The 26508-nt window shown below is 61.6% G+C and carries 16 protein-coding genes; 8 read left to right on the top strand and 8 right to left on the bottom strand.

The genetic code is table 11. The features are described from left to right. A partial coding sequence (locus K8U03_21485) for a hypothetical protein (protein MCE9607468.1) occupies positions 1-1563 on the top strand: 1563 nt, incomplete at its 5' end. Between the two features lie 31 nt (positions 1564-1594). On the opposite strand, the gene K8U03_21480 is transcribed toward K8U03_21485, so the two are convergent. Further along, positions 1595-3577 (bottom strand): hypothetical protein, encoded by a 1983-nt coding sequence (locus tag K8U03_21480; protein MCE9607467.1) that lies wholly within the window; start codon positions 3575-3577, stop codon positions 1595-1597. 345 nt (positions 3578-3922) lie between these two features. On the opposite strand from K8U03_21480, the gene K8U03_21475 reads away from it, so the two are divergent. Then, positions 3923-5323 carry an HD domain-containing protein gene (locus tag K8U03_21475; GenBank protein ID MCE9607466.1) on the top strand — a complete coding sequence of 467 codons (1401 nt, stop codon included), beginning with the start codon at positions 3923-3925 and terminating at the stop codon, positions 5321-5323. 68 nt (positions 5324-5391) lie between these two features. On the opposite strand, the gene hrpB is transcribed toward K8U03_21475, so the two are convergent. The 3 genes from hrpB to K8U03_21460 form a co-directional block, all read right to left on the bottom strand. Continuing rightward, on the bottom strand, positions 5392-7941 hold the full coding sequence (gene hrpB / locus K8U03_21470) for an ATP-dependent helicase HrpB (GenBank protein MCE9607465.1): 2550 nt from the start codon (positions 7939-7941) through the stop codon (positions 5392-5394). Positions 7942-8199: 258 nt separating this feature from the next. After that, positions 8200-8979 (bottom strand): NIPSNAP family protein, encoded by a 780-nt coding sequence (locus tag K8U03_21465; protein ID MCE9607464.1) that lies wholly within the window; start codon positions 8977-8979, stop codon positions 8200-8202. A 103-nt stretch (positions 8980-9082) separates the two neighbouring features. Continuing rightward, the gene (locus K8U03_21460; GenBank protein MCE9607463.1) at positions 9083-10654 is read right to left on the bottom strand and encodes a sialate O-acetylesterase; all 1572 of its coding nucleotides are present in this window, start codon (positions 10652-10654) and stop codon (positions 9083-9085) included. A gap of 216 nt (positions 10655-10870) precedes the next feature. Between K8U03_21460 and K8U03_21455 the strand changes: the two genes are divergently transcribed. The 5 genes from K8U03_21455 to K8U03_21435 all read left to right on the top strand — a co-directional run bounded on the left by K8U03_21455 (position 10871) and on the right by K8U03_21435 (position 18779). Further along, a complete protein-coding gene (locus K8U03_21455) occupies positions 10871-12160 on the top strand; it encodes a polysaccharide pyruvyl transferase family protein (protein ID MCE9607462.1) in 1290 nt (429 codons plus the stop codon). A gap of 561 nt (positions 12161-12721) precedes the next feature. Further along, positions 12722-14080 (top strand): transcription termination factor NusA, encoded by a 1359-nt coding sequence (nusA, locus tag K8U03_21450; GenBank protein ID MCE9607461.1) that lies wholly within the window; start codon positions 12722-12724, stop codon positions 14078-14080. A gap of 170 nt (positions 14081-14250) precedes the next feature. Further along, positions 14251-17157: a translation initiation factor IF-2 gene (gene infB, locus K8U03_21445; GenBank protein ID MCE9607460.1), complete on the top strand. Its 2907-nt coding sequence runs from the start codon at positions 14251-14253 to the stop codon at positions 17155-17157. A 70-nt stretch (positions 17158-17227) separates the two neighbouring features. Then, positions 17228-17716 carry a 30S ribosome-binding factor RbfA gene (rbfA, locus tag K8U03_21440; GenBank protein ID MCE9607459.1) on the top strand — a complete coding sequence of 163 codons (489 nt, stop codon included), beginning with the start codon at positions 17228-17230 and terminating at the stop codon, positions 17714-17716. A gap of 58 nt (positions 17717-17774) precedes the next feature. Next, positions 17775-18779, top strand: a complete 1005-nt coding sequence (locus K8U03_21435) for a hypothetical protein (GenBank protein MCE9607458.1) — start codon at positions 17775-17777, stop codon at positions 18777-18779. 24 nt (positions 18780-18803) lie between these two features. On the opposite strand, the gene K8U03_21430 is transcribed toward K8U03_21435, so the two are convergent. The 4 genes from K8U03_21430 to K8U03_21415 all read right to left on the bottom strand — a co-directional run bounded on the left by K8U03_21430 (position 18804) and on the right by K8U03_21415 (position 25194). Next, complete coding sequence (locus K8U03_21430; GenBank protein ID MCE9607457.1) at positions 18804-20363, bottom strand: DUF1501 domain-containing protein; 1560 nt, start codon at positions 20361-20363, stop codon at positions 18804-18806. A gap of 225 nt (positions 20364-20588) precedes the next feature. Further along, a complete protein-coding gene (locus K8U03_21425) occupies positions 20589-21860 on the bottom strand; it encodes an agmatine deiminase family protein (GenBank protein MCE9607456.1) in 1272 nt (423 codons plus the stop codon). 261 nt (positions 21861-22121) lie between these two features. Continuing rightward, positions 22122-23570: a sigma-54 dependent transcriptional regulator gene (locus K8U03_21420; protein MCE9607455.1), complete on the bottom strand. Its 1449-nt coding sequence runs from the start codon at positions 23568-23570 to the stop codon at positions 22122-22124. A gap of 19 nt (positions 23571-23589) precedes the next feature. Further along, positions 23590-25194 (bottom strand): hypothetical protein, encoded by a 1605-nt coding sequence (locus tag K8U03_21415; GenBank protein MCE9607454.1) that lies wholly within the window; start codon positions 25192-25194, stop codon positions 23590-23592. A 387-nt stretch (positions 25195-25581) separates the two neighbouring features. Here K8U03_21415 and K8U03_21410 point away from each other — a divergent pair, with 387 nt between their 5' ends. Further along, a complete protein-coding gene (locus K8U03_21410; GenBank protein MCE9607453.1) occupies positions 25582-26502 on the top strand; it encodes a tetratricopeptide repeat protein in 921 nt (306 codons plus the stop codon). Positions 26503-26508 lie beyond the last annotated feature (6 nt).

Below are 26508 nucleotides of genomic sequence, written 5' to 3'. Positions count from 1 at the left end.
CAACTTTCCTATCAAGGGGTCGACGGCGGCGCCGCTTGGCAACCGATCGTCGTGCCGACGTCGCGACCGGCAGCCGACGGGAAATGGTCCGGCACGACTTCGTTCGTTCCGGCCGGTGCCCTTCCGCCGCTCTACGTGCGGGCCGAAGTGACCGATGCGGCCGGCAATCAAGCTTCGGCCCAGTCGCAGCTCGATCCTCGCCCCGGCGACCCGACGACGAACCCGAACGCACTCCCGGCGATTTCGAGTCCGCAGGCGCTCGGCGTGCCAAGCCCTGCCGCGCCGTCGCAGGCTGCGAAGAACCCGGGCCCTTGGCAACCCGCTGCGCCCGGCACTCCCGCCCATTCATCGAACTATCCTCCCGCCGTACCGAGCCCGGTCGTGGGCCCGGCCGCGAACGGCAACGATCCGCCGAGCATGGCTCGCAGCTTTCCGGGCCGCGAACAGATTCCGCCCGGGGCCGCTCCCGCGTACGCGAATAATAGTCCCGGCATGTTCGGCGGCGAATCGCCGCGCGGCAACGAAGTGATTCCTCCCGGCCGTTCGCAAGGAGTCAACCCGACCTCGACGCCGAACAACCGCGGCTCGGCCCCGTCGCGAAGTGCCGCTGATAAGGCCGGCGACAAGGTCGCCGAAGTCATCGGGCCGGGCGATGCCGAGCTCTTGCCGACTCCGACACCGCTGCCGAAGAACAACCGCAACGACGACCCGCTCGCCGCGCGCAACAGCGCGGAGCCCGGCCCCAGCTTCGGGAGCCCGTCGGGCTCGCAGTTGCCGAAGCCCGCCCCTTCGTCCGATTTCTCTCAGCCGAGTGCGGCGCGGCCGGTCGAGAACGGAAAAGAGCCGCCGAAAGTTTCTTCGATCGCCGGCGAAGATGGTCCGACGCCGCCGGGGGTGAAGCCGCGGCTAGTGAACTCGCGCCGCTTCGAACTCGACTACGATATCGAATCGGTCGGCACGGCCGGAGTCGCGAAGGTCGAACTTTGGGGAACGCGCGACGGCGGAAAGTCGTGGACGTCGCTCGGCAACGATCCCGACTCGACGAGCCCTTACGTCGTGATCGTCGATCGCGAAGGGGTGTACGGCTTCCGTATGGTCATCGAATCGACGACCGGTTTACGCGGCCCTGCACCGCAACCCGGCGAGTTGCCCGAGGTCTGGGTCGGCGTCGATGTGACGAAGCCCGACTGCAAGATCACCTCCGCGCAAGTCGGCACGGGTGAGCATGCCGGCGAGTTGGAAGTGCGCTGGGATGCGAAAGACGCCGCGCTCATGTCGCGGCCGGCGGCGCTGGCCTTCAGCGAAGCTGCCGACGGCCCTTGGACGATGATCGCCTCGGGCCTGACGAACCAAGGGTACTACGCGTGGCGAATCGATAGCCGCACGCCGGGGCGGATGTTTCTCAAGCTCGACGTGCGCGACGAAGCAGGCAACGTCGGCACGTTCATCACGCCGGAGCCGGTCGTGATCGACCGCGTAAGGCCGCAAGGAAAGATTCGCGGAGTTAGGCCGATCGGGGAATCGGCCCGACTGCGACTTCCGGCCGAGATGCCGAAACGCTGATTATCGAACTTTCGAGCGGCGCAGCCGAGGCTTACTTCGGCGGAGCTGCCGGTGCCGCGGCGGCAGCCGGAATCTTTTCCAGCGTGAAGCCGAGCAGGAACAGGCCGTCTTCGGAGTTGCTGATGATCATGCCCGTCGGGCTCAGATATTTTTGGATCTTCTCGAACGGCGGCAGCTTCGAGCCGTCGAGCGCCTTGATGGTCCGGCCTTCTTTCTCGGCTTCGCGCCACACGAGATCGAAGAGCCGCCCGAGCAAGGTTTGCGAGCCGGCCATCTTGCCGGCCTTGAAGAGCTCGTAATCGACGCGGAGCAACTCGTCGGAGCGGTTGAACCCGAGCGCGATCGGCTGCGAGGCTTCCGTCGGAATGTATTTACCGAGGACGTTCGTCACGGCGACGTAATCGGGAGAGAGGGCGAGCCCGCCCCCTTCGGCGGGCGCCATGACTTTTCCGAGCGCGTCGAGATCGGATCCGATCAGGACGTGGCCGTTGTGTACGGTGACATAGGCGCGGAACACGACGCGCACGCCGTTGACGACGCCGGCTTGGTTCGCCGCGGCCGGAGGAACTTCTTCGGTCGAAGTGATCTTCCACACATCAAGCTTGCCGTTGCCGAGAATGATTTCGGTCTTCTCGACGCTCGGGTCTCCCTTAAACGCTTTGCTAAGGGTCTCGGTCAGCTTTTTCTCGGTGGCTTCCGTTTCCGCGGCGTTCGCACCCTTCTTGATTTCGATCGCGAGACAGAATTGCGAACTGTCGAGCGCCGGAGGAAGTTTCTTGTCGGCGATCAGCGTGAGCCGAGTGCCGAGCAGCGAGAAGAACTCGCCGCGCACATCGACCTGCGGACCATCGGGATCGGTCTTGAGGCTCTCGACCACTTCCTTCCAGATGCCGGCTTGTTCGAGAAACCCGTCGAAGATCGGGCCGAAGTTATCGAAGGCCTGCATCGTATCCCAATGCAGGGTCGTGTAGCCGACGATGTCTTGGCGGACCCACGGTTGCGGAACGAAGTCGGCCCCGACCGGGAACGCGAACATTTGCATCGCCTTCTCATACGGCTTCTTCGTGACGACGCCGACGCGCAAGAGCGTTCCTAGGTCGCCGTTGGCGACGACCGCTTGACCGCCGACGCCGAGAATCCCATTGAGGCCGGCATCGTTGGCGACCTTCAGCGGATCAGGCTTGATTTTCTTCGGCGGAAACTGATACGCACGCAGCGCCGCGGCTAAGCCGAGCGGATCGGCATAGCCGACGACCAGCGGAGCCGGTTCTCCTGCGGCGGCATTCGTCCGCTTCATAAGCTTTTGAAAGGTTTCATTCTGCGCGAGCGACGGCATCGCTTGACCGGCGAACGCCGCGGAGATGATTCCGGTCAACGTCGGGCTGTCGGAAACTATCCAAAGAATTCCGGCCGGCGTGGTATGCGCGACTTCGACCATCACGACGGTCGGATGGCCTTCCTTCGGCGGAGGAATGTCGTAGCGAATCCCCGCCGCTCCTGCTTCGGTCTTGAAGGCCGCCGCGACGGCCTTCTTCTGGCCGAGTGCGGCCGTGATCTTGCCGCGCACCGCGGCCAGCTCTTTGTCGTGTCCCGTCACGTCGACCAACACGGCGGTTCCGGTCGCGCCGTGGAAATCGGCCGTGGCGGCGGCGCCGAGGTCGACGACCGTGAACGCAACTTCGCCGTCGCTGAGGTTTTTGAAGTCTTCGATGCCGAGTCCGAGCGACGATTGCGACTCGGCGATTCTCGCGTCGATCTGCGCTCGCACGTCGGTCACGAACGGCTTGAGCGACTCTTCCTTAAAGATGCCGCCGAACTTGGTCTTCTTAACCGCGGCTTCGATGTCCTTCGTGTTGCGTACCGATACGAAAGCTCGCGCGCCGGCGGGTATCAACGTCTCGGCGGCAGGGACCGCGGCTTGCGCTTCGCCCGCCGAACTTCCCGTGAGCAAGGCCCCGCTTCCGCAAACGATCAGTGCCGCGATGCGCCAGCGAGTCGACAATCGGCTAAACACGGTCAACCTCCATGAACGACGAACTCCGTAGCTCGTCGCGATAAAAAGATTTCGGATTGTGTATGGAAAGGCAAGCGGTCGTGCTGCGGAACTCGAAAATGCCTCGGTCGGGAGACGGGCAACGGGGTGGCGTGCGCCGTCCCAAGGTCGGTCGTCGTCGAAGTTTAACTTCATGCACTCGGCGATGCTAGTGCCGATCGGGTGCCTCGCGGTACGGTCCCCTAGTAAGCTACGGCGGGTGCGGTGAGAATACCGACCGGTTCCCTTGCTCGGCCTGTTTTTAGGTTCGAAAAAGTTGCCGGAGCGTTTCTTAATCCGATCGTTCTTCGTGTCGCAGCAACTCTCATGCGTGAATTCCAAAACGAAGCTCTCAGCCACGATCCCGTGCATGGTTATATTCCGTTCACGTCGGGTCGCGATCGCTCAGGCGACGAAATCTTCGAGCGCGATATCATCGACCACGCGTGGGTTCAGCGGCTGCGGCAAATCCATCAGCTGCAAACGGCTTGGTGGGTCTTCCCCTCGGCCGAACATACCCGTTTTCAGCATGTTCTCGGCGTAATGCATTTAGCGAGCCGAGCGACCACGGCGCTCTACGAAAGCTTGGCGGCCGTGTGCCCCGACGTGCCGAGCCGAGGCTACGTGACGACCTTGATGCGTATGGCCGGCTTGCTCCACGACGTCGGCCACGGGCCGTTCGGCCACTTTCTCGACGAACATCTCCTGGTCGATTACGGGCTGACCCACGAAACGCTCGGGGCAGCCGTCATTCGGCAAGAATTGGCCCCCCTGCTCCGCCGCCTGCGGGGCAATCCCGATAGTCGGCTCGCCGACGACGAGCGGCTGGATCCCGAACAGATTTGCTTTTTGATTACTCGGCCGAAAGAAATCGACGACGGCACGACACCGCGCTGGCTGCGCTTCTTGCGGTCGATGTTTTGCGGCATCTACACCGTCGACAATATGGACTTCGTATTGCGCGACGCTTACATGACCGGCTTTAATACCAAAGCGTTCGATCTCGACCGGCTGTTGCACTATTCGTTCTTCTCGGAACGAGGGCTGACGATCCATGCGCGCGGGATGCCGGCGCTCGTGCGGTTCATCGGCGTCCGAGCCGAGTTGTTTCGCTCGATCTACTTCCATCGGACCGTGCGCGCGATCGATCTTTCGCTGGAGGACTTGTTTCGCGAAAGCAAGATGTTCTTGTTCCCGGTGAGCCCGCTAGCGGATATGAACCGTTATCTGCGCTTTACCGAGTGGTCGCTCTTGATCGACGTGGCGCGCTGGCCGGAGAGCGAAGATCCGGCGCAGCGCGAAGTCGGCAAGCGTTGGGCCGATTTGCTCGCGCGGCGACGCCGCTGGACGATGGCCGCCGAACGAACCGTGTTTTCGAGCCCGACGTTTGGCGAACGAGGGACGATCTTCTCGAAGGCCGACTTTTTCGAGCAGGCTTTGCGCGAGTTGCTGCCGCGCGAGTTGAAGCAGATTCCGTTGCGCGTGGACTTGGCGCGGCATGTTCATCGGCCCGGCACGCGCGGCCCTGCGGCAGGCCAGAACTTCCTGTTCGACGGCGCTCGCAACCAGATCCGCGACCTGAGCGACCATGAACTCTATCGCAGCATCCCGATGAGCTATCGACTTTGCCGCGTATACGCCGAAACGAACGAATACCACGCCGTGTTGGCGGGCGCGCTCGACACGTTGGTCGGCCCGAACGAGATCGACGATCGGACGAATATGTAAAAAAACTAGAAGTCAGAAACTAGAAGCCAGAAGTTCAGAAGCGAATTCAAGCTCCGGAATTCTGGTTTCTAGTTTCTGGTTTCTGGTTTTCTCTTAACCGGTCCAGCGATCGCTTGCGCCGCCGTCGGATCATCGGGCCAGGCGTGTTTTGGGTAGCGGCGTTTGAGTTCTTTTTTTACTTCCGCGTACGTGTTCTTCCAAAAGCTCGCCAAGTCGGGCGTGATCTGTTGCACGCGATAGTTCGGCGCCAGCAATTGCAGGAGTACCGGAATGCGCCCGCCGCCGACGCGCGGGGTCTCGCGTAGGCCGAAGAGTTCTTGAATGCGGACTGCTAGGATCGGCGGCTTGCCGACTTCGTATTCGAGCGTGATCCGGCTCCCGCTCGGCACCGCGATTCTTTCCGGCGCTTCGCGCTCGACGGCCGCGAGTTGTTGCGACGTGAGCCGCGCTTGCAGCACGCGGACGGGGGAATGCGCGCGGAGATCGGCGACGCCGGTAAGCCCCGCACACCACCCGGGAAGGACCTCGCGCCAAGGCTCTGCGCCGAAGTCGGGCCAATCCATTTGCGGCAACCATTCGCGCAGGCAGCGGAGCCGCGCGAGATAGCGGCGCGCGTCGTCGTCGATGAACATGGTCGGGTCGTAGCGCTCGGCGACCGCGGCGGCGAGGATCGGTCCGCAGTCGACGTCGCGCGGAATCGCAGCCGGCGTTTCCTCAAGAATCAGATCGAGAAATTTCGTTCGTCGCACTCCCATCACTTTCTCGCGCGTGACGTCGAATGCGACTTCGATCTTGGTTTGTAAATGCGTCTCCGGCAACCACGTCCGCTCGACCAAGGACGCTTGGCGAACCAGAGTTTCCGCTTGGCCCGACTCGGTCAGCTCGACGGCGACGAACAACTCCGCATCGGCCACGGCGCTCTCGTCGGCGAGCCGTACGCCGCGCCCGCCGACCATCACCCCGCGTCTACCTTTCGGTTCTCGTCGCTTACAGATTCGATCGGGAAACGCCACGGCGAGCGCACGCAACACGGCGTCGTCGCCCTCGGCGGAGCCTTGTTTGGAACCTGAGTCGACGGAGCGGAGCAATTGATCGCGGGCGCGCAGCATCTGCTTGGCCGGGCCGATCAGCAACTCGCCGACTTGCGAATCGCGGCGGCCCGAACGCTCGAACGCTTCGATGGCCGCGAGCCGATCGAGGGTATCGGAATCGGTATGATGTTCGGCTTTGAATCTCGGCCCGCGTCGGCGAAACGGATCGCGCTCGGAGAGCATCGCGGCGGCGAGAGCCGCGCGCTGCGGTGCGCCGAGGCGTTCTCCTTCGAGCAAGAGTCGGGCCAGCCGGGGCTGGAGCGGAAGCTTCGCGAGCGCCCGGCCGAGGTCGGTCACTTTGCCGTCGCTAATGGCATCGAGCGCGTCGAGCAGTGCGAGGGCTTGTTCCACGGCGGCGCTCGGGGGCGGCTCGTACCAGGGGAACGCGCGGACATCGCTTTCGCCCCAGGCCAAGAGTTGCAGCAACGCTTCCGAAAGATCGACCCGCTCGATCTCCGGCCGCTCGAAAGCGCGGAGCGAGTTTTGTTCGCGCTCGGTCCAGAGGCGGAAGCAAACACCGGGCGCCGTCCGTCCTGCGCGGCCGGCTCGTTGCTCGCTAGAGGCATGCGAAATGCGCACGGTGTCGAGTCGGTTCAAGCCGAGTTGGGCGTCGTATTGATTGACGCGGGCCCAACCGGAATCGACCACGCCGGTGACGCCGTCGATCGTGAGCGACGTCTCGGCGACGTTCGTCGCGAGAACGACTTTACGGCGCAGCGTCGGTCGCAAGACGCGCTGTTGTTCGTCGAGCGGCATGTCGCCGTAAAGAGGAAGCAGCGCGAAGTCGCCGGCCGCGGCCGTGGCTTCGAGATCGCTTTGCACGCGGTTGATTTCGCCGACGCCGGGAAGAAACACGAGCAGATCGCCGCGCGTGCGCGTCAGTAAGCGTTGCACGCCGTCCACGACGAGCCGCTCGATCGAGTCGTTCGACGGGAGACGCAGGTACTCGACGTCGACCGGGAATGCGCGACCGACGCTTTCGACGGTCGGGCAATCGTCGAGATAGCGCGCGATCGGCGCGGCGGCGAGCGTGGCCGACATGACGACGAGCCGCAGGTCGGGCCGCACTTCTTCGCGCACGCGGCGCACCATCGCCAGAGCGAGATCGCTGTCGAGGCTTCGTTCGTGGAACTCGTCGAACACGACGGCCGCGACCCCATCGAGAAACGGATCGTTTTGCAATTGCCGGAGGAAGACCCCTTCGGTGCAAACTAAGATGCGGGTGCGGCCCGAGGCGCGGCGCTCGAACCGGACTTGGTAGCCGATCTCGTCGCCGACTTCGCCGCCCCGCTCTTCGGCGATCCGCGCGGCCGAGGCTCGCGCCGCCACACGCCGCGGCTGCAAGAGAATGATCCGGCCGGGGCGACCGTTGGGCAGATCGGCCAGGCCGGCGTCGAGCATCGCCGGCGGAACGCGCGTTGTTTTTCCGGCACCAGGGGGAGCTTTGAGGACGACCGCGCCCCGAGCGCGCAAGTGTGCGAGGAGTTGAGGGAGGACGTCGTCGATCGGGAGGGGCGAAGAACTCATGGCCCCTAGAGATTATCAGATCAAACGAAAACGGCACGTGGAACGTGCCGAAAAGTAGCAGGCACGTTCCACGTGCCGTAGCCTCGACGAGCGATGCCCCGCAGTCGCGGATTCGTTAACGCAACACATCGCGGCGCGGCGTCGCGCTTCGTAGTCGTGCGACGTCGCTCGATCCCCGATCCTCGATTTCGCCGCCACGGCCCGTGTGGTTACGGCACGTGGAACGTGCCTACTACTTTCAGGAACGGCTGCTTCTGCTTACTTGAGCGGCGAATAGTCCGTGGGGATCAGGTACTCCGATTGGACGCCGTTTTCTTTTTCCGTCAGCGAGCCGCCGGCTTTTTCTTCCGATGCGGCACGGGCTTTGAGCCAATCGGCGTCTTTGCGGAACGCATCGAACGAGGCCTTGCCTGCATCGACGCTCTTATGCGCCATTAAGTAGACGAGCATCGTATCGGCGTTCTTCTGATCGGCCATGTAGTTCCAGTAGATCAGGTTCGTCATGCCGTACTTCTCGAACAGCTTCATCGTGTGTTCGCGGAAACGGTCGTTGAGAGGCTCCAGGTTCTTCGGGCTCGCGATGTAGGTGCGGAGCTCGATCACGCGATTGCCCGGGGCCTCGATCTTCAACGCCGGCGAGTAGTCGGTCGTTTGGAGAAACACGCTCGTTACCTTGGCGACGAGCTTGCCGTTGATCTCCGAAGCTTTGTAGGCCTTCTGCCATTCGGGATCGGCCAGAAACGCTTTCCACGAAGCATCGCGTGCGGCGCGATCGGGATAGGAAAGGAAGTAGACGAGCTTTTCTTCTTTGTTGTCGACCGGAGTGAAGTAGCCGACGTTCGTGATGCCGTGTTTCTCGAAGAGCTTTACGGCGTGATCGCGAAAGCGAGCGTTGAGGGCATCGAGCTTGCCGGGGGCGGCGTAGTAGACGCGCATCTCATAGACGCGGGCATCTTTCGCCGCGGCGGGAGCATCGGCGGCTTCGACGGTGGGGACCATTGCAAGCGACAGCAGGGCGAGTGCGAGGATGATTTTCATGACGGAGAATGTCCGAGGGATGCGAGGAGTGAAATACCGTTTGAGCCGCCGAGCAGAGCGGAGTTCGCTCGCTCGGCGGCTCAACGGGAAAAGGGCGGAGTGCTTACTTCTTGGCGTTCGCGGTCACGCCTGGCCAATCGTCGGAGCGGAACGGCGTGGCCGGAAGATCTTCCTTGCTGTTGAGGTTGCAGATCGGGTTGTCGGCCCAGGCGTAGCGCACGGCGACCGGCTTCTTCACCTTGGCGGAAGAGACGATCACTTGATTGTTCGCCGTCGGGCTGATCGCGGCTTCGGCCCAGTACCACTTCTGATCTTCCCCGGCCAAGGCGAAGCCTTTCACATCCTTCGATTCGACCGTCGTGAGGCCGGAGCCGACGTGATCGAACGTGACGGTCACTTTGCCGTCGTCGGCGACTTCCATGCTTTTGTAGCGCGGGCTTTGGTAGTTGACCTTCACGCCGTAGTCTTTAGCCAAGGCCCAGCGAGCCAAGCGATTGCCGACGTCGAGCTTGTTGCGGGGATGGATGTCGTCCGCTTCGCCGATGTCGATGATGACCGCTTCGCCGGTTTTGGGGAGCTTGTCCATCGTCAGCGTTTGGGCTTCGCGAAGTTCGGCCCACGAGCTTTCGCCCGGCTCCGGTTTCACGGCCAAGAAGTCGGCGAGTTGGACCCAGTAGAACGGGAAATCTCCTTGGGCCCATTCGTCGCGCCAGTTCTTGATCATGAACGGGAAGAGGTCGCGATATTGATACGCGCGTCCGGCGTTGGATTCCCCTTGATACCAGATGGCTCCCTTGATGCCGTAGCCGATCGTCGGGAGGAGAACGCCGTTATAGATGTTGCCCGGACGCGAGTTGCCGGTGAATTGGTTGCCGGGATGCCCAGGCGCACGGGGAAGCGGCTTGCCGGCGGCCTTGGCTGCTTCGAGATCGACCTTGAATTTCTCCATCGCGGCGGCGTGGGCTACATCGGCCTTGGCCTTGTCGTAGCCTTTTTCCTTTTCTTCCCACATCGCGATGAGCTCGCTGAAGCGGCCGTCTTTGGTGAGCTTATCGCGGTTGATCCAGGCTTCGCAGGCCGAGCCGCCCCAGGCGTCGTCGATCAGTCCGACCGGCACGCCGAGTTGTTGGTGAAGTTGGCGACCGAAAAAGTAGCCGACGGCCGAAAACTTGCCGACGGTTTCCGGCGAGCAAACGCTCCACGAACCCTTAAAGTCGGATTGCGGTTCTTGCGTGCCGATTTGCGGAACGCTGATGAAGCGAATCTGCGGATACTTGGCCGTCGCGATTTCGAGTTCGGCGTTCGTCGATTGAGCGACTTCCCATTGCATGTTCGATTGACCGGAGCAGACCCAAACTTCTCCGACGAGAACGTCGTCGATCACGACTTGGTTCTTGCCTTGGATGGTGAGCGTGAGCGGCGCGCCGAGGCCCAGGGGCGCCAGCTTCACGCGCCACTTGCCGTCGTCGCCGGCTTTCGTCGCGACTTTTTGATCGCCGATCGTGACGGTGACTTCTTCGCCGGGAGCAGCCGTTCCCCAGATCGGGTTCGCCAGATCACGCTGCAGCACCATGTGGCTCGTGAAGATGGCCGGAAGTTTGACATCGGCCGAGGCAACGCCTGTGGTAAGCATCGTTGCTAGGCTGAACAGCAACGTGGAAAAACGGAGCTTCATAACGGAGTGCTCTAAGGGGTGGGCGGGATAATAAGATGCAGAACGGGAGCGATCTCTGCGCTATCACGAACAACAACGTAGTCGGAATCGGCGCGGCGATCAATTGTCGGCCGGTGGCGATTTCGGGGCTTTTTCCGGGCCGTGGAAGGCGGAGAACATTATGATCGGGGGGCGTGCGACGGAATGTCGCCACCAGGAAACCACAGAGGACGCACGATGCATACGCCGGCCGATCGCCGAACGTTTATCAAAAGTATCGGTGCGATCACCGCAACTGCGGCGTATCGACCGGCGGCCCTTTTCGCCGCCGAGCCGAAGCCGCGCAAGATCGTGCTCCGGTCGTCGTGGCAGACGGTCAATATCGGCGACATCGCCCATACGCCGGGCGTGTTGCGGCTGCTGGAGAAATACGTTCCCGAGGCCGAAGTGTATCTTTGGCCGAGCAAGATCGACGCCGGGGTGAAGGAATTGTTGCTCCGGCGGTTTCCGAAGTTGAAGTTCGTCGAGGGGGCTGAATCGCAAGCGCAGGCACTCGTCGAGTGCGACTTCTTCTTGCATAGCTCCGGGCCGGCACTGGTCGGCCGCAAGGATGTGGCTCGCTGGCGGCGCGAGACCGGCAAGCCTTATGGGATTTACGGGATCACGCAGGGGCCGCTCGACGAGGAAACCGTCGAGTTGCTCAGCGGTGCCGAGTTCGTTTACTTTCGCGATTCCGTCTCGCTCGAACGAGCGAAACAAGCGGGCGTGAAATCGCCGGTGATGGAGTTCGGTCCCGACGGCGCTTTCGCAGTCGATTTGCGCGACGATGCCTCGGCGCAGCGGTTTCTCGCCGACACCGGCTTGGAAGCGGGAAAGTTTCTTTGCGTGATTCCCCGTTATCGGTACACACCCTACTGGGTCGTTCATCCGAGAAAAATGACGGTGGAAGACGATCGCAAGCACGCGCGCAACGAAGCGATGAAGGAGCACGATCACGCACCGCTCCGCGCGGCGATCGAAGCGGTCGTGCATGAGACGGAGATGAAGGTGCTTATTTGTCCGGAAGACCGGAGCCAAGTCGCGATCGGCAAGGAGATGCTCTTCGACAAGTTGCCGAGCGACGTCAAGGCTAAGACCGTCTGGCGCGATCGATACTGGCTGACCGACGAAGCGCTCAGCACCTATACGCTGAGCGCCGGCTTGTTCGGCCTAGAGATGCACTCGCCGATTCTCTGCATCGGGGCGGGAGTGCCGGCGATCGTCGGGCGGTTCGCAGAGCAGACGAGCAAAGGCCTCATGTGGCGCGACATCGGTCTCGGCGATTGGCTGTTCGACATGGATGCCCCGGCAGACGTCGAACGGTTCGTGCCGACGGTCCTGTCGCTGGCGAAAGCCCCCGCCGCAGCGCGAGCCCTCGCGGCTCAGGGACGGGCAAACGTGGAACGGCGGCAGCGCGAGACGATGGCCGTGGTGCGAGAAACCGTCTTGCGAGCCGGCATCGCTATAGAACGGCCTTCTGCAAAATAGCGTGTCCCGTTGGTCCATCTGCCGGCCTCGGTGGTCGGGCGGTAACAAGGCTTGGGGGAACGGAGCGTGTGGGCAATGCCGCGTAAAACCCTGCTCTGGCGGAGAAGCTTGGCTGATGGCGCAGGCTGTCCTCCCGAACGGGACAGACGTAAAATGAGGTTTGCGAACGGCCGATTCGCCGGCCCGGAAACTTGGCCCTTTTCCAAGGTCGGAGGGCGATTGGCGGTCGACAGATGGGTGGGTGAGAGGGTAAAACGATATGTTAATTCCAAGTCGGTGAGGGAAAATCGCTCGTCAGGGTGCTCGGTGAGACCCTGCGGCGCGGTGTTTTCCTAGATGAAATCGAGCGCGATGCTGCGAGATCCGGAGTGGGTTTCAAGCGACGCGATTCGATGACGGTAGTTGGTTCGTGGTAGTAAAGGTCGTATGATCCGAGCACTTTGATGCGTTCGGCTCAGTCAGCCTTGGAAATGGAGGGTGCTCGGCAAGCAATCCGGCGGACTTTCCCACAATTCGACAATTCGGTTTTCAGAAGCCCGTTGCGGGCGTAAGTGAGTTGAGATGAACACGCAGGAACTGTTGCGGATTATCGACGCGATCCATCGCGAAAAGAAGATCGACAAAGAAGTAGTCTTTCTCGCCATCGAGTCGGCGCTGGTCTCGGCCGCGAAGAAGCATTACGGCGAAAACGAACAAATCACGATCTCGATCAGCCGGACCGACGGCTCGATCAGCGCTACGCTCAACGGCGAAGTGCTCGATCAAGAAGAAACGGTCGGTCGCATCGGCGCTCAGACCGCCAAGCAAGTCATCATTCAAAAGGTGCGCGAAGCCGAACGCGACGCCCTCTACAACGAATACGACCGCGAAATCGGCCAGCTCGTCACGGGCATGGTGCAGCGCTACGAGAACGGCACCGCGACCGTCACGCTGCCCGATTGCGAAGCGATTTTGCCGCGTAGCGAGCAAATTCCGGGCGAAACGCATCATCCCAACGAACGGGTTCGCGCCACGGTTTGCGAAGTCCGCAAGGCCGGCAGCCGCGTGAAGGTCATTCTTAGCCGGACGCGCGCCGCGCTCGTCGGCCGGATGTTCGAGCAAGAGATTCCCGAAATCGGCGACGGCGTCATCGAGATCCGCGCCATGGCTCGCGAGCCGGGCTACCGCACGAAGGTGGCTGTGAGCTCGAGCGACCCGCGCGTCGATTGCGTGGGAGCCTGCGTCGGCGTGCGCGGCAATCGGATCAAGAATATCGTCGATGAACTGGCGGGCGAGCGAATCGATATCGTGCGCTATAGCGAAGACATGCAAGTGCTCGTTCCCAACGCTTTGCAGCCGGCCGAAGTCGAAGAGGTGATCCTCTGCTCGATGCTCGGGCGAGCCATCGTGTTGGTGCGCGAAGATCAATTGTCGTTGGCGATCGGTCGTCGCGGGCAGAACGTGCGTCTCGCCAGCAAGCTGTGCGGCTGGGACATCGAAATCATGACCCGCGAAGAGCTCGACGAGCAGATCGAACGGGCCGTCGCCGGGTTCTGCACGATCGAAGGAGTCGACGAAGGGCTGGCCGAAAAGCTGGTCGGCGAAGGCTTCTTGTCGTACGACGACCTCTCGATTATCGAGCCCGATTCCCTCATGGAAATGAGCGGCCTCACGGCCGAACAGGTCGAAGGCATTACGAGCTTGGCGGAATCTCGTGCTCAAGAGGCCGAGGTCGCCGCGGCCGAACAACGCCGCAAACAACGTGAACAACAGCGCATCGACGCCGTGACGGCGGAGATCGACGCGAAGGAAGCTGCCGAACGGGCTGCCGCAGGCGAGACTCAAGGCTCGGTTGCCGTGGAAGAGAATTTGGCTTCGGAATCAGGACCCGCGGCGACGGACGGCGTCGAGGGCGAAGGGGGCACACCGGCCGGCGGTTAACGCCGATGCCGACCCTGGCCGCGGCATTGCCGCCGACAGGGAAGCCGCGGTACCTCGTGCCGCACGTCGTCTCCGCGGTCGGAGCGATGCCCTAAAATAGAGAAGATCGAAGTATCAGGATCGTCACGTCGGGCATTAAGCCTCGGCGTGGTCCCGAGGGAGAATAGCGCTTGGTCGTTCGGATTTATTCATTAGCGAAAGAGCTGAAGCTCGACAGTAAAGTTCTCGTCGATATTTGTACGAGAGCAGGAGTGCCGGGCAAAGGGTCGGCGCTCGCCAGTTTGACGGAAGAAGAAGTCGTCAAAGTAAAAAACTTCATGGCCGGCGGAGGCGCGAAAGCAGCCGCCGCTTCTGCGCCGGTCGCCGTGGCGACTGCGGCGTCGGCTACGCTGTCCGCTCCGCTCACCGCCCCCATTGCGCCGGTCATCCCCAAAGCCACCGGACGCGTTCCGGTGTTGCGATCTCCCTCGGATAAAAAGAGCGCCGCCTCGTCGTCGCCGACCGTCGAACCTCCTACCGAAGTGGAATCGGCCCCGGCTCCGACGGCCGTGGAACCCGTGAAGCCGGCCCCTGCTCCGGCCGCGCCGGTTTCGCAACCCCCGGCGATCGCCGCCTCCTCGACTTCATCGGCCGAACCACCGGCCATGCGTCGCGAAGACTACATGGCTCCCGGTGGCACGATGGGCCGGTCTCCGCTCTCGCGCCCGCTGATGCGCGGCGACAAGAGCGAGAAGGTCGACGGGCCGAAAAAGGCCGCCGATCAAAAGCCCCGTATGGCGTCGGTGCGCGTGGGCCGAATGCCTGCCGTCGAGCAACCGAAGGCCTCGGTGACCTCGAACGAGCCGGCTCCGCAAAAGCCGGACTTAAAGCTGCCGATGGATGCTATTCGAGCGTCGAAGGTCGGCGGCAAGCCGTTGCAGGCTCATCTCAAGAAACACGAAGATCGCCGCAAAGCGGAAATCGATGCGGCAGCAGTTGCGAAGACCCCTGCCGGACGTGCCGCCGCTGCGGCCGCGGCCCGCAATCGTCCGGCCGCTGGATCGCCGATGCCGATGGATGACGCTGCCCGCGAACGGGCTCGTAAGGCCGGCGTCGGCGGTAAGGGCGTCCCTACGGGCGACGCTCTGACGCTGCGCGAACAGCGCCAACTCGGACGGAAGAAGAAGCCCGACGATGCTCCGGCCAAACGGATCAACGCCATCACGGGGCTCGAGGAAGACGTTCCGGCACCGAAGCGGATTCATCACACTTCGCGCCGCCGAACGTTGCAAAGCACGGGCGCCAATACCGCCGCTCCACGTAAGGGGAAAGTCGTGGTCGAGTTCCCTTGTACCGTCCGGAGCTTCTCCGAAACTTTGGGCGTGCGTGCTCCGCAAGTCCTCATGAAATTGTTGCAACTCGGCATGCCGGGCAACATCAACACCGAACTGAACGCGGAAACGGTCGAAATGTTAGCCGTCGAGTTCGGCATCGAAATCGAAATGAAGCAGCCGCCCGATGCGGAGGCGGAATTGCTCGCCTCGATGGAGACACTGGACGAGAACCCGGACGAGATGGAGCCTCGCGCTCCGGTCGTGACGTTCCTCGGCCACGTCGACCACGGCAAGACATCCCTCTTGGATCGCTTGGTCGGGTTGAACGTCGTCGCAGGCGAAAGCGGCGGTATCACCCAACACATCCGCGCCTATCGCATCGAAAAAGACGGCCGACCGATTACGGTCGTCGATACGCCGGGCCACGAAGCGTTTACCGAAATGCGGGCGCGCGGTGCCAACGTTACGGATATCGCCGTGATCGTCGTCGCGGCGAACGACGGCGTGATGCCGCAAACCGAAGAGGCGATCAGCCATGCCCGCGCGGCCGGGGTGCCGATCGTCGTGGCTTTGAACAAGGTCGATTTGCCGGGCATCAACTACGATCGGGTCTTCTCGCAACTCGTCACGGCCGGCCTGCAACCGACCGAATGGGGCGGCGATACGGAACTGGTGCGCGTCAGCGCGCAAACCGGTCAGGGAATGCCGGAACTGCTGGAAACCTTGCTGACGATCTCGGACCTCCACGACCTGCGAGCCAACCCGCATCGCGACGCTTACGGCACTTGCTTGGAAGCGGACATGAGCGAAGGCCGCGGCGTGTCGGTGAAATGCATCGTGCAAAAGGGAACGCTCAAAGTCGGCGACGTCGTCGTCTGCGGTGCGGCGCATGGCCGTGTGAAGGCGCTCTACGACACGCTGAAGACACGCGAAGAACTCAAAGAAGCCGGTCCGTCGATGCCCGTCACCGTCACCGGTCTGGATGTTCCGCCGAACGCCGGCGACCACTTCTACGTGGTCGACGATATCGCCAAGGCGCGTGAGATCGCGACGAAGCGCGCGGTGCAACAACGCTCGACCACGCTCGGCATGGGCCCTGCCCACGCCACGCTTGAAACGCTGTTCGAGAAGCTCGGCAATCAAGAAGACGTGCAAACGCTCAACCTCATCATCCGCGCCGATGTGCGCGGCTCGATCGAAGCGTTGCAGAAGGAACTCAGCAAGCTCACGCATCCGGAAGTGCAGATCAAGATTCTGCAAGCTTCGGTCGGCGGCGTCAGCGAGGCCGACGTTTACTTGGCCGACGCTTCGGATGCGATCATCATCGCGTTCAACGTCGTGCCGGATATGAAGGCCCGCCTGATGGCCGAGAATCGCGGCGTGCAGATTCGCCGCTACGAGATCATCTACAAAGTCAGCGACGATTTGAAGCTGGCGCTGGAAGGGATGCTCAAGCCGGAGCAACGCGAGATCGAGTTGGGTCGGGCTTTGGTGCAGAAGGCGTTTGCGATCAGCCGAGTCGGCACGGTCGCGGGCTGCCGAGTGCTTTCCGGCACGATCGAGCGCAACTCGCGCGTCCGGATCATTCGCGACAGTCGCATCGTCGGCGATTACGCCCTCGATACGCTGAAGCGCGAGAAAGACGATACGCGTGAAGTACGCGAAGGAATGGAGTGCGGCATCAAGTTGGCCGGCTTCAACGACATCAAGGAAGGGGACGTTTTGGAGTCCTACAAGGTCGAGGAAGTGGCGCGCACGCTGTAAGCTTCGCCGCCCCCTCTTTGCCCGCACGTAGGTCGTTTGATTCGCTTCGTATTCCCCGGACTTTATCGCCATGACATCTCGCCGATTGCTCAAAGCCGCCCAGGCGATCCGCGAGGTCGTCAGCATGGCGATCTTGTCGGAATTGAAAGATCCGCGCGTGCAGCACGTGACGGTCACGAAGGTCGAGGTCTTGCCGGATATGAAGCAAGCCAAGGTCTACGTCACGATCATGGGCGAAGAGACGCAGCAGCGCCTCGCGTTGCACGGCTTGCAAAGCTCGGCCGGTTTCCTGCAGCACAAGATCGCCACCCGCATCGACACGCGCTACACGCCCCGCTTAGAGTTCATCTTCGATCAAGGGGTGAAGAACACGCTGGAAATCGACCGCATTCTTCGTCGCGTCCTGCCTAAGGCCGACGACCCGTTCGTCGCTCGTCACGAGGACGACGATGAAATTATCGAAGACGAAACGGAAGTCGTCGAAACGACCGATGAAGCGTCGGGGGAAGTGCCCGACGAATCGCCGACCGCTCCCGAGTCTAAGTTCGAACATGGTTAGAGCCCGTTCGCACGAACCGGCTTTATTTATTTTTCCTCCCACCGACCTCGCTCAAACCATGGCTTCCGTCAATCGCGCCGCCGTCCTCACGAAACTTCACAAAGTTCTGAAGAAGCACTACCAGTCGGTCGATCCGCCGTCCGGGCGTACGCTGCTGGAGAACTTGCTCTTCGCATGCTGCTTGGAGAACGCGCCGTTCGGCCCTGCCGAAGCCGCGTTTCAAGCGGTCTCGACCGCTTACTTCGACTGGAACGAAGTCCGCGTCAGCACGGTGAAGGAGTTGGCCGAAGTCATGAAGGCGCTACCGAACGCCGAAGCCGGCGCGAACAATCTGCGTCGCGCGCTTCAGGCGGTGTTCGAGGCCAATTATTCGTTCGACCTCGAGCCGATGAAGAAGCTCAATCTCGGGCAAGCGGTGCAGAAGCTTTCGTCGTACGACGGGGTCTCGCCGTTCGTCGTCAACTATGTGACGCAAACGTCGCTCGGCGGCCACGCCGTGCCGTTGGATACCGGTGCGATGGGAGCGCTGGCCGTGTTTGCGCTCGTCGGCGAAGCGGACAAGCCGAAGGCCGGATGTGCGGGCATGGAGCGTGCGATCCCGAAGAACAAGGGGATCGAGTTCGGGTCGCTCTTGCACCAACTCTCGGCCGACTACAACGCCAATCCGTATTCGACGAACTTGCACAAGATCTTGTTGGAAGTCGACCCGGAAGCGAAGGCGCGCTTGCCGAAGCGGCCCTCGAAGAACGACAAGAAGCCGGAACCGGAACCGACGCCTCCGCCGAAGAGCGCGGCGAAGCCGGACGGCAAGGCCGAAGCCAAGCCTGCCGCGAAGCCCGAAGGGAAGGCTAAGGGCGGCGACGGAAAGGCGAAGCCCGCCGATGCCGAAAAGAAGGCCGCCCCCGCTGCTCCGGCGGCGAAGAAGGCCTCGGCTCCCGCAGCCCCGGCCGCCAAGAAGGCTGCTCCTGCTCCCGCTCCGGCTAAGAAGCCGGCCGAGAAAACGCCGGAGAAGAAGCCCGCCGCTAAGGCACCCGCCGGCCTCGGCAAACGGAAGCCGCGCTAGACGCCGCTCGCATCGGAGCCGGCTCTACATCAGCGCCGCAATCGGTTGCCCGCGGTAGATCGCGTAGGCTCGACCTTGCGCATCGTGAAACTCGCGCTCCGGGCCGATGCCGAGTTGGCGAAAGATCGTCGCTGCAAGATCGGCCGGCGTGTAGGCCTCGCCGACCGGTTGGCCGCCGTGTTTGTCGGTTTGACCGATGATCCGTCCGCCGACGGTTCCGCCGCCGGCCACGAGGCACGGAAACACGTCGCCCCAGTGATGCCGGCCGGGAGTGAAGATGTCGCCGGCCACGTTCTTCCCCCCGACGACGATCGGCGAGACGCGCGGCGTGCGTCCCATTTCGCCGCACATGACGATCAACGTTTCGTCGAGCATGCCGCGCTGTGCGAGATCGTCGAGGAAGCCGCTGAGGCAAAGATCGAGCGACGGCAAGAGATGCCCCTTGAGATCGCGGAACGCGTTTTGGTGCGTGTCCCAACCGCGCAGGTTGACCTGCACCATGCGCACTCCCGACTCGACGAGCCGGCGAGCGACGAGAAGCGCTTGGCCCCATTCTTCACGGCCGTAGAGATCGCGAACGGCATCGGTCTCTTGCGAGAGGTCGAAAGGGTTCTGCTTTCCCGGATGCGAGGCGAGCACAAGCCGCTGCGCTTGCTTCGAGTAGGCGTCCCAGGTGGTCGACTCGGGCGTGGCGGCGAAGACATCGGCACTGCGGCGCAGCGAGTCGAGGTAGCGAACGAGCTCGACCCGGCCGGAGAGTTGCGGGATGGAAATCGCTTCCTTAGCGCCGAATTGCGGGAGGTGAAAGTCCGGGTTGCGGCAGCTGGAGTTGTCCCACCAAGCGTTCGGACCCGGCCCGGGAGCCCGGGCGGGATCGTTCGGAGTGTCGTGAGAGAAGCAATTCGGGCATGAGCCGCCGGGGTCCTTGCTGTTGCAGGTCGGCGCAAGGTCGACGGTCCACCGCGCGAACCGGGGACCGAGCAAGCCGGGATCGCGACCGTATTTCGTCACTCCTTTTTCGCGCGGGATCTCGACGACCGCCGGCCAACCGACCGCGGCGCTCGGAGGAGCGGCATACGCGATCATCGAACCGATGCTTGGCCATATCGCGCGACCCTGCCGCGGGCTGGCGATCGTTTGCAGCGTGTCGCCGGGAGGAAGCTCGGTGGTGCCGGTTTGAATCAGATAGTGACCGCCGGCGTGTTCGCTGCGCACCGAGCGATCGGCCGTGTGGTGCATCGTGCGAACGATCGAGAACTTGTCCGAGCGCGCCGCGAGCCTGGGTAGATATTCGCAAAAGCGAATGCCCGGCAGTTTCGTCGCGATGGTGCCGTATTCGCCTCGAATCTCGGCCGGGGCGTCGGGCTTGGGGTCGAAAGTCTCGAACTGCGAGGGCCCGCCCGATTGAAATACGAAGACAACCGACTTCGCTCGAACCGGAGAGGCGGTTGCGGCCGCGGCCTGCGATTCCAATCGCAGCAGGTCGGCAAGCCCGGTGCCGAGCAGGCCGAGTCCGCCGACGTGCAACAACTCGCGACGGCCGATGGCTGGGTGGTCGGGCCGATGGCATCCTTCACGATGCATGGCACTTCTCCGGGAGGAAGGCTTGTCAGGTATCGACAGAACCTACGATGGCGGGCTGCAGCCAGTCTAAGTTATGTGCGCCGGCGAAGCAACAGTCGTGCTTTATGCATGTATGAACCGCAGTCGGAATCGCTGCGAGAGATGACCCGAAGAAACGCCGCTTGTCGCCCGTTATCGAAGCGGTCTTACGATGCCAGGCCGCTTTAAGAAGTAAGGGCGACGACTTTAAGGAGCGGGAAGCTCAAGCGGCAGCAAGCTCGGCGACGGTACGTTGCATGTGACGCAGTGCAACGCGCCCCCTTTTACCGCGAGTTCCAAGCATTCGATGCCGACGATCTTCCAGTTCGGCAGTACCCGAGCGTAGATGTCTAAGGCTTGCTTATTGATGCTTGGGTCGACGTCGGCATATTGCGGGATCAGTGCCGTGCCGTTCGCAAGGACACAGTTCGCATAGGTGCGGCTGATGCCGTCTCCCTTCATGACCATCGGAATACGGACGATTTGCAGCGGTTGGCCGTTCACCGTTACCGACGTCAATTGACCGGCGGTCTTGTCCATCGTCGCCGCAGCCGCAGGGTCGAGTGCCGCATCGCAAGAACCCACGACGACCGTGGTCGGCGAGAGGAACGTCACGTACGTGTCGGCATGCTTGGTCGGGTCGCCGGGAAGAGGATCGATGTACGACCATTGCCGTTGTCCGTAGGCTTCGCCGAGCAACTGCCCGACCTTTTCGAACGAATAGCTGCGATGTTCGTTCTCCGCCACCAAGTGGTTCGTCGTGATGCAAAGGCCGTAACCGTTGGTGAGGACGTTGCCCCCTTCCATCGACAGCGGGAGAGACATGACGGGCATGTGAAACAATTCGGCGATTCTCGCAGGCACTTTGTCGTCGTCCGGGCGTACCCGGCCGTCCGTCGCTATGCGGTCTAGATAGGCATAGTCGACGATCGTGAGGCCGCCTGATTGGTTGCGAATGAACTTAGGGCCGAAGTCGCGAACCCACATGCCGCGAGCGGTGATTTCTAGGAACTGAACCGTATCGGCCGGAAGCCCGTTTTCTTCCAACAGCGATACGACCTTCTGTTGTTGGATGGCGTCGTTGATCAAGCCGTAGATTTCAAGCTTGCCTGCCATGGCTTGAATCATTTGCACCATCAATCGCGGATGGTAGATCACAAGCTCGTTGCAGCCTAGCAGCATGCCGTCTTGCCGATCGAATTCGGCAGGCATGAGCGGGGAATCGGGAGTGGGAGCCGGAGCCGCGACTCCTTCGACGCTTGCGACGATTCCCGGGGCTACGGCCGCGCGACGGTTTTGATACGCGACGTCTTCCGTTCGGACGTTCCACCAAAACAAGGCGACGACGAACAACGCCGGGACCGAAATGATCGCCAGCCCTGCCCAGCGCGCCGCACTGCTACTTTCCAGCAGCAATAAAAGCTGTTCGGCCTTAGAGAACTCGGCCGTTTGAGGACGGGAAGGGTTGCGTTTAGCCATAGGGGAAGGATTCGGTTGGAAGGCGCTAACCGAGCAAAAGGTGGGGGCCGAAAGTTCGGGCCATCGAGCACAGCGAAGCGAGCTGGATTCGAGTTCTAATCGTAGAAAGCAAAGCTCATGCCGCTGGTAGAGCGATCGGATGAGAAAGCCATGAGCGAAGCGAACTGCCGGAAAAATGGGCTTTCCGCGTCTTAATTAACGCAGGTTTAATATATTAAACCCCGATACATTCAGCGGCAGACATCTATCGCCGGCCAGAATCTATTCCCCGTGATCAGATTCCGTAAGCAAATGCTTTTCGATGGAAAGTCCGAGAGCTCGTAGTTTTGCTCGGAGCGTCGTGCGAGAAATACCGAGTAATTCGGCTGCCAATAGTTGACTTCCTTGCGACTTTTTAAGCACGCATTCGATCAGCAATCGATCCGCTTCGGCGTGGATGTGCCGATAGATGTCGCTGTGGCCTTGAGAACATAGGTCTTCGACCATTCGTCCGACGTCGAGCGTGGCGTCGGACGGCCCTTCCGGAACGGGTAGAGCATCCGTGCCGCTACGGCAAGACTCCGGAAAGCAGTCGATCGTCAAGACATCGCCGGTCGCATGTACGATGGCACTCTTAACCGCACTTTGCAGTTCTCGAACATTGCCCGGCCAAGAGTGCCGTTGCAAGGCGAGCTTCGCTTGGTCGGAGATGCCTCGCACCGTCCGATTCAGTTCGACGTTGAAAGTTCGAATGAAGAAATCGATCAACATCGGCAAGTCTTCCAATCGCGATCGAAGCGACGGAAGCCGGATGATGAAGACGTTCAGTCGGTAATAAAGATCTTGCCGAAAATGCCCCTGTTCGACCGCTTGGTCCAAATCTTTATTGGTCGCCGCGATCAAGCGCACGTCGGTCGTCAGCGTTTCTTCACCGCCGACGCGCTCGAACGTCCGCTCTTGCAGAACTCGCAGTAGTTTCGACTGCGTGGCGGCGCTCATGTCGCCGATCTCATCGAGAAACAACGTCCCGCCGTCGGCCTGCTCGAACTTTCCGATGCGCGTCCGTTCGGCACCGGTAAACGCACCTCGCTCGTGACCGAACATTTCGGTCTCCAGCAGCGCATCGGGAATCGCCGCGGCGTTGACCGCTAGAAACGGCAGATGACTGCGACGGCTATGTTGATAAATGGCCCGAGCGATGAGCTCCTTGCCGGTGCCGCTTTCTCCTTGGATCAAGACCGTCACGTCTTGCGATGCGACGCGCCCGATCGCCTTGTAAACCGCTTGCATCGACGGGGAACGACCGATCAGCAGGTCCGATTCCGTGGAAGGCAGAGATTCATCGAACGAGACCGGAACGCGACTGAGCCGGCTCACCTCTGCGCCGCGGCGCACCGTGTCGGTAAGAACCTGCAAGTCGACCGGTTTGAGGAGATAGTCGAACGCCCCCTGCTTGGTCGCTTCGATCGCTTTTTGCGTCGTCGTAAACGCGGTGATGATGATCACGACGACGCGTGGATCGAGTTTCCGCATCTCGCCGAAAGCGGTGAGGCCCGACATGTCGGGAAGATTGACGTCGAGCAGTACGACGTCGGGATGCAAGTCGCGGACGGCCGCGATCCCCGCCGTCGCGGTTTCGACTGCGACCACGCTCGTGAACAACGATTCGAGGCTGGCCCGAAACGAATAGCGGATATTCGGTTCGTCGTCGACGATCAGCAACAGCGACATCTACCGGGCCTCGATAATTCTAGCTGCGAGCTAATACGCCCGCAGCCGCTACGCTTTTGGTCGTCGGCGGGCAATCTACCGCCACGGAACCGAAAACCGGCAATTCAACGCTGAACACGGCTCCGCCGTGAGGGTCGTCGGCCGCCAGCAGGCAACCGTGATGAGCTTCAACGATTTGGCGAGAAATGGAAAGCCCTAAACCGAGGCCGGTCTCCTTCGTGCTGACGAACGGCTCGAAAATATCCTTCGTCGGATCCTTCGGCAGCCCGGTGCCTTGGTCCGCGACTTCCACGACATGCGCCGCATTCGTTTTCGAGCCGCTGTCGGAGTCGTGCGACTTTGCCGACTTCGTGCGATACCGGAGTCGCACGGTTTGACCTTTCTCCCCGGCGTCCATCGCATTGAGCAGCAGGTTGAGCAACACTTGGCGGAGCTGGGCCGGATCGCCGGAGACGAAACAAGGGCTCGCAGGCAGGTCGACGACCAATTGCATTCCGCGTCGCCGAAATCGGTCGGAGATCAACTCCGCGCTGCGACGTACGACTTCCACGAGGTCGATGCGATCGAATTGAGCTTGCGGCGGCCGGGCGTAATCTAAGATGCCGCCGACGACCCGCTCTAAGCGTTCGATCTCCTCTTCCAGAATCTCCAGGTCCCGCCCGCTCATCTCATCGCCTGAGCCGGGCTTCTTTCTGGCCTTCTGCACGATCAATTTCATCGACGTCAACGGATTGCGAAGCTCATGCGCCATGCCGGCCGAAAGTTGTCCGACCGCGGCAAGTTGCTCCGAGCGCACCGCTCTGCGTTCGGATGCACGCATCTGCTCGATGACTTCGCCGACCTGTTCGGCGATCTGATCGACCACGATCGGAAGTTCGTTGAAGTTCCAATGGGAGTGGACCGTCAACGGCCCGACCGCTTCGTTGAGTTGCCCGGCCGCGTTCTTGATCGGCACGGTCAGTTCCACGAGCGATCGGCCGATTCCGCGTGCCGCCGCGAGGCCCCAAAGCACACCGGCCGTGACGCCGCAGAGCCCGAGACTCGTCATCGTGATCACAAGCATCTGCGCGAATTGTTCGGTTCGTTCGAGCCCGAGCTGCACCGATTGCTGTTTCATATCGGAGTATTCTTTAGTCGGCACGATCAGCTTCGGCTCGAGGATGTCGTTTAATAAACTGAGCACCTCTTGCCGCATAGCCGGGAGCGGTAGGCCGCGAATCTTTTTCAGTTCGACGTAAACCAGTTTTTCTCCCTCGCGAATTCGGGCGACGAGTTGCATACCTCGTTCGGAACCGACCAAGGTTTCCGATTCGTCGGTCAGCCGCACGATGGATTCTTGCAGACGTGTCGCCGCGTCGATTTCCGAGACGTCTCCTTTGAGAAGAAACTCGCGCAGCGTATAGCGCAGGTCCCGTTCCGCAATCAGAAGGTTTTGCAGCGTATTGAGGCCGGCGACTTGGCGCGCCACGTAGTCTGAGCGAGAGCGGTATTCCCAATGGACATAGACCGCTGCCGAGATGCCGAACACCGTCATCAGCAAGCCGACGAACATGATCGGCAACGTGAGCCGCCAAGCGAGCGATTTGATCGTCTTCGCGCCGAGATCTTGCATGTTCGAGTTCACGAACGCTCCTTGAGATTCACGAGGACAATTCAAGCCGGCATCATTCGGCTTCACGGCGATCGCCGCGGCATTGCGACGAACGTCGCGTCGGCGTCGATGAACTCGTCGCCGTGGGCCTCTGCAAAGCTCGATTTTCGCAGAACTTTATTATGAGCGGCAGGCCCGCACATTCAATCTCGTTTCGACGAATCGCTTCACGATCTCCCCGATTCGAAGCGGGCATCTGAATCGAAGCGACCTCGCTTGGCTCCCGACATGGGGAATCGCAGGTGGCGGGGCTTGGCGTAGTTCATTAAAATAATCGGGTGCCGTCGGCTTTGCGGCCGGGCGGCGTGGCTTGCGGGTTTTCGCAGGCACCCGCTTCGACCGTCTAGAGGGAGCAATCACTTGAAAAACCGGTATCCGCGAGTCGCGTCCGTTGCCGCGAGCTTATGTTTCGCTTGGGCAGGCTACGGGTCGACGGTCTATGGAGCTAAGCCCCTGCCGTCGGCCATCGAGTTGGACGATCGCCCGGAACCATTCGTCCCCCGCAAGGCGGAGACCGAAGCCGACCAATATAAGCGGCAAGCTCTGAGCTATTACGGCGCAGGGATGATGTACGAACAGCAGGGAAACCGTGAAGAGGCGTTGAAGCATTACCAAAGAGCCTTGCGGTTCGATCCCGATTCTACGGCCGTGTTGGGGCAGATCGTCGAAGTGGCTTGGAGCCTGGAGCGGCATCAAGAAGCGATTCGCTATGCCTTGAAGGCGGCCGAGGTCGGGCCGGCGAATCCCGAACTGCTGGAGCGCCTCGCGGCATTCCTTGCCGAAGATGAAAAACTCGAGCAAGCGACCGAGCTCTACGAAAAAGCCGCGACCCTTAATCAAGGCAAGGAAAAGACCGTCGGTTTCGTACGATTGAAGTTGATGATCGGCCAACTCTACGCGCGGCAAAAGAAGTTCGAGAAAGCGTCCGATGCCTTCGCTTTAGTTCTCCAAGCCTTGCAGAAACCGGAAGACTACGGGATTCGCGGTCGCACGAAGACGCAATTGGAAGGTGAAAAAGGGCGCACCTACCTGCTGATCGGCGAAACGTTTCTGCGCGCCGAGCGCATCGAGCCGGCGACGGCTGCGTTTGAGAAGGCGTTCAAAGTCGCGGCCGATCCGGCCCTGGAATCGTACTACCATGCCCGGCTTGCCGAAAAGAACAAACGGAACGACGAGGCGCTCGCCAAACTGGAGGCCTACTTCACGGCCGAGGCCGACGAAGCCGGCGTCGAAGCGTATGAACTCTACGATCGGTTGTTGAAAGCGACCGGTAAGAGCTAGGAGCTG

Source organism: Planctomycetia bacterium (assembly GCA_021413845.1).
Classification (GTDB): Bacteria; Planctomycetota; Planctomycetia; order Pirellulales; family PNKZ01; genus PNKZ01.
The sequence above is the reverse complement of the archived record's forward strand: the minus strand, read 5'-3'. Positions and strand labels throughout refer to the sequence as shown.

Excerpts from the sequence above, each read along its gene's own strand:
- K8U03_21475 (MCE9607466.1), top strand. The coding sequence starts at position 3,923 with ATGCGTGAATTCCAAAACGAAGCTCTCAGCCACGATCCCGTGCATGGT.
- hrpB (MCE9607465.1), bottom strand. The coding sequence starts at position 7,941 with ATGAGTTCTTCGCCCCTCCCGATCGACGACGTCCTCCCTCAACTCCTC.
- K8U03_21465 (MCE9607464.1), bottom strand. The coding sequence starts at position 8,979 with ATGAAAATCATCCTCGCACTCGCCCTGCTGTCGCTTGCAATGGTCCCC.
- K8U03_21460 (MCE9607463.1), bottom strand. The coding sequence starts at position 10,654 with ATGAAGCTCCGTTTTTCCACGTTGCTGTTCAGCCTAGCAACGATGCTT.
- K8U03_21455 (MCE9607462.1), top strand. The coding sequence starts at position 10,871 with ATGCATACGCCGGCCGATCGCCGAACGTTTATCAAAAGTATCGGTGCG.
- nusA (MCE9607461.1), top strand. The coding sequence starts at position 12,722 with ATGAACACGCAGGAACTGTTGCGGATTATCGACGCGATCCATCGCGAA.
- rbfA (MCE9607459.1), top strand. The coding sequence starts at position 17,228 with ATGACATCTCGCCGATTGCTCAAAGCCGCCCAGGCGATCCGCGAGGTC.
- K8U03_21435 (MCE9607458.1), top strand. The coding sequence starts at position 17,775 with ATGGCTTCCGTCAATCGCGCCGCCGTCCTCACGAAACTTCACAAAGTT.
- K8U03_21430 (MCE9607457.1), bottom strand. The coding sequence starts at position 20,363 with ATGCATCGTGAAGGATGCCATCGGCCCGACCACCCAGCCATCGGCCGT.
- K8U03_21425 (MCE9607456.1), bottom strand. The coding sequence starts at position 21,860 with ATGGCTAAACGCAACCCTTCCCGTCCTCAAACGGCCGAGTTCTCTAAG.
- K8U03_21420 (MCE9607455.1), bottom strand. The coding sequence starts at position 23,570 with ATGTCGCTGTTGCTGATCGTCGACGACGAACCGAATATCCGCTATTCG.